This is a genomic window from Pseudoalteromonas sp. SR45-5 (assembly GCF_014163565.1).
In the GTDB taxonomy this organism is placed as follows: Bacteria; Pseudomonadota; Gammaproteobacteria; order Enterobacterales; family Alteromonadaceae; genus Pseudoalteromonas; species Pseudoalteromonas distincta.
In genome coordinates, this window is the sequence record NZ_JACJDN010000454.1 from 1 (window position 1) to 3,367 (window position 3,367).

The window sequence follows — 3,367 nt, forward strand, 5'->3', positions numbered from 1 at the left end:
ACGCCAATTCGCTATTATGACAGTGATTTGGGGCATCGTTGGCATGAGTATTGGGGTTCTGATTGCTGCCCAATTAGCTTGGCCAGCACTTAACTTTGATACACCATGGTTAACTTACTCTCGACTACGTCCGTTACACACGAACGCAGTAATTTTCGCATTTGGTACTAGTGCACTGTTTGCGACGTCTTATTACGTCGTACAACGTACTTGCCAAACGCGTCTTTTCTCAGACAAACTCGCCGCCTTTTCATTTTGGGGCTGGCAGCTAGTTATTGTATTAGCAGTAATTACATTACCACTTGGTATTACTAGCTCAAAAGAATACGCAGAACTTGAATGGCCAATCGATATTTTAATCGCTGTGGTTTGGATTGTTTACGCTATTGTATTCTTTGGTACTTTAATCAAGCGTAAAGTGTCGCACATTTATGTTGCTAACTGGTTCTATGCTGGCTTTATTATTACTGTTGCAGTACTACACATTGTAAACAGCATGGCAGTGCCTGTGTCGTTAACTAAATCATACTCAATCTACGCAGGTGCGGTAGATGCTATGGTTCAGTGGTGGTACGGTCATAACGCTGTAGGTTTCCTATTAACTGCTGGTTTCTTGGGTATGATGTATTACTTTGTACCAAAACAAGCAGGTCGCCCAGTTTACTCATACCGTTTATCGGTAGTTCACTTTTGGGCATTAATTTCATTATACATCTGGGCAGGTCCTCACCACCTTCACTACACTGCGCTTCCTGATTGGACGCAAAGTTTAGGTATGGTTATGTCTATTATCCTATTCGTACCGTCTTGGGGTGGTATGATTAACGGTATTATGACCCTATCAGGCGCATGGCATAAACTGCGTACTGATCCAGTACTACGCTTCCTAGTTGTTTCATTGTCTTTCTACGGTATGTCTACGTTCGAAGGCCCTATGATGGCAATTAAATCTGTAAATGCGTTATCTCACTACACAGATTGGACGATCGGCCACGTACACTCAGGTGCTCTAGGTTGGGTTGCTATGATTTCAATTGGTGCTATTTACCACTTAATTCCTGCGTTATTTGCGCAAGGTCGTATGTATAGCGTTAAATTAGTTAACACCCACTTCTGGTTACATACTGTAGGTGTTGTTTTATACATTGTTGCAATGTGGATCTCTGGTGTAATGCAAGGTCTAATGTGGCGTGCGGTAAATGCCGACGGTACATTAATGTACAGCTTTGTGCAGTCTTTAGAAGCGTCGCATCCTTTCTACATTATGCGTTTTGTAGGCGGTGTATTCATCGTAACAGGCATGTTAGTTATGGCTTATAACGTTTTCCGTACAATTTCAGCTGAGAAAGAATCTCTGAAGTTAGACGCGCAAGCACAATTAGCATAACGGAGTGAGATGATGAGCAATAAAAATTCACAAAACAAACATGAAATAGTAGAAAAGAACGTTGGCCTTATGGCTATTCTGACTGTTTTTGCTATCAGCTTTGGTGCATTAGTTGAAATTACTCCGCTAATGTTCCAAGACGACACAACTAAACCAGTAGAAGGCCTACGCCCTCTTAATGCTTTAGAAATGGAAGGCCGTGACATATATGTACGTGAAGGTTGTTATAACTGTCACTCACAAATGATCCGCCCTTTTCGTGATGAAGTTGAGCGTTACGGTCACTACTCTGTAGCAGGCGAATCAGTATGGGATCACCCTTTCCAATGGGGTTCAAAACGTACTGGTCCTGACCTTGCTCGCGTTGGTAAACGTTACTCGGACGATTGGCATTATGCTCACTTAGTTGACCCACGTGCTGTGGTTCCTGAGTCGAATATGCCAGGTTTTCCTTGGTTAGCAGAGGATAGGGTAGATACAAGCCTGACTCTGAAAAAACTACAAATTTTCCGTGATACTTTTGCTATTAACCCAGAAAACCCTAAACACCCGGGCCTAGGTTATGGCAGCGACGAAGAACTTAAAGCTGATGTTGAAAAAGTTAACGCTATGAATAACGGCGAAGGCGCAACAGAAATCCAAGCTCTAATCGCGTATTTACAGCAACTTGGTACCCACTTGAAGTAAATTATTATGGATTACGGAACATACAGAGGCATTTTGACTCTGGTAATTTTAGTATTGTTTATTGTGATTGTTGTATGGGCATACAGCAAGCGTAGCAAAAATCGTTTTGATAGCGCTGCTAATGCCATTTTTGAAGATGAAAAAAAACATAACAACACACTCTCTAACGAGGAAAAGGAGTCTGAAAAATGACTAGCTTTTGGAGTATTTGGGTTATTGTATTAACCCTTGCATGCTTATGCATCATCTTTGGCCTATTAGTTTGGAACTTAAAAAACTATGCTGGCGTAAAAGAAGGTGAAAGCTGTGGACATGAATTTGACGGCATTGAAGAGCTAAATAATCCACTACCAAAATGGTGGACTTACATGTTTTTCGCAACTTTTATTTGGTCAGTATATTACCTTGCAGCTTACCCAGGTTTAGGCAACTGGGAAGGTTTAGGTAAATGGACTAGTTCTAACCAAGGTATTACGTCTTTAGCTGAATCTAAAAAAGCAGTTGCAGAGGCCAAAGCAGAAGGTCGTTTTGTTAAACTTGATAAAGAGTATGAAGCTGCAGAAGAACGCTTTGGTCCTATTTTTAATCGACTTGCACAAGTGCCGGTTTTAGATTTAGTTAATTCTAAGTTTGAAGGCGACGCAGCGCAGCAAGTTGCTCTAGAAAATGGTGACAAACATGAACAAACAGATGGTCAATTAGCCATCGAAATTGGTCAGCGTTTATTCTCACAAAACTGTGCGCAATGTCACGGCTCTGATGCACGTGGTGGAACAGGCTTCCCTAACCTAACTGATAAAGATTGGTTATATGGCGGTACACCAGACAAAATTAGAGAAACACTGCTTAATGGTCGTATAGCTGCAATGCCAGCTTGGGGCGATGCTCTTGGTGAGCAAGGCGTTAAAGAAATGACTGCACATGTGCTGAGCCTTTCTGGTCGTACTGTTAACCAAAAAGATGCTGCCGCAGGTAAAGCTAAGTTTGCAATGTGCGCCGCATGTCACGGTGCTGACGGTAAAGGGTCGGTTGCACATAACCTACCATTTGGCGCGCCTAACCTGACTGATAACATTTGGTTATACGGTGGTTCTCAACGTGCTGTTGAAGAAACACTTAACCACGGCCGTGCTGGTGTAATGCCTGCTTGGAAAGACATTTTAGGTGAAGATAAAATTCACTTATTAACAGCCTACGTTTACAGTTTATCGCAAGATAAATAAGCACGCGGTTAATAAAATGTTTATAAATTAATTTATTTAATTCAATAGATTAATCCAGATCAAAAAAGCC

General features: G+C 41.6%; 4 protein-coding genes. All 4 read left to right on the top strand.

Annotation, left to right across the window (positions count from 1 at the left end):
• Window positions 1-1,387, top strand: a 1,387-nt coding sequence (gene ccoN / locus H5072_RS14985; protein ID WP_182693974.1) for a cytochrome-c oxidase, cbb3-type subunit I, incomplete at its 5' end; no start/stop codon positions are given.
• Between the two features lie 12 nt (window positions 1,388-1,399).
• On the top strand, window positions 1,400-2,074 hold the full coding sequence (gene ccoO / locus H5072_RS14990; RefSeq protein WP_165723947.1) for a cytochrome-c oxidase, cbb3-type subunit II: 675 nt from the start codon (window positions 1,400-1,402) through the stop codon (window positions 2,072-2,074).
• 6 nt (window positions 2,075-2,080) lie between these two features.
• Window positions 2,081-2,266 (top strand): CcoQ/FixQ family Cbb3-type cytochrome c oxidase assembly chaperone, encoded by a 186-nt coding sequence (locus H5072_RS14995; RefSeq protein ID WP_024597380.1) that lies wholly within the window; start codon window positions 2,081-2,083, stop codon window positions 2,264-2,266.
• Window positions 2,263-3,297, top strand: a complete 1,035-nt coding sequence (ccoP, locus tag H5072_RS15000) for a cytochrome-c oxidase, cbb3-type subunit III (protein WP_039490091.1) — start codon at window positions 2,263-2,265, stop codon at window positions 3,295-3,297. The genes H5072_RS14995 and ccoP overlap by 4 nt, the downstream gene beginning before the upstream one ends.
• Window positions 3,298-3,367 lie beyond the last annotated feature (70 nt).

Excerpts from the sequence above, each read along its gene's own strand:
- ccoP (WP_039490091.1), top strand. The coding sequence starts at position 2,263 with ATGACTAGCTTTTGGAGTATTTGGGTTATTGTATTAACCCTTGCATGC.
- H5072_RS14995 (WP_024597380.1), top strand. The coding sequence starts at position 2,081 with ATGGATTACGGAACATACAGAGGCATTTTGACTCTGGTAATTTTAGTA.
- ccoO (WP_165723947.1), top strand. The coding sequence starts at position 1,400 with ATGAGCAATAAAAATTCACAAAACAAACATGAAATAGTAGAAAAGAAC.